The following is a 343-nucleotide window of genomic DNA, read 5'->3' as shown; positions in this document are numbered from 1 at the left end:
CTTCTTCTTGTTGAATTATTTAAGCCAATAGCCTCACCTTCTGGTAACAGAGACTTAGTAGCGAAATCTAAACACAAGCGAAACATCGTAGCAGCGGCATTATAGCAACCAATACTCATACACTTTGCCCCTTCAATAAATGCTGCTTCGATATCAGGGGGTAAAAATTCCGGTGGTCTTTTATAAATGTAATCTGCAGAAGTTGAATAACCCAGCACTGTTATGTGATTGTCAATCATCCCAGCCTTTTTTATCACCTCATCAGATGATAATTGCCGAGAAAATAAATCATTTCTCAAGCGAATATTTAGCACAACAGCAGAATGACAAACGCCACACTCAC

General features: G+C 39.1%; 1 protein-coding gene. It reads right to left on the bottom strand.

Annotated elements, in window-relative coordinates; genetic code table 11:
• Positions 1–343 (bottom strand): DUF4145 domain-containing protein (locus J0A67_RS22710; RefSeq protein WP_206571675.1); only part of this gene is annotated, 343 nt, incomplete at both ends.

This window comes from Algoriphagus aestuariicola, from assembly GCF_017254835.1.
Taxonomy (GTDB): domain Bacteria; phylum Bacteroidota; class Bacteroidia; order Cytophagales; family Cyclobacteriaceae; genus Algoriphagus; species Algoriphagus aestuariicola.
The sequence above is the reverse complement of the archived record's forward strand: the minus strand, read 5'-3'. Positions and strand labels throughout refer to the sequence as shown.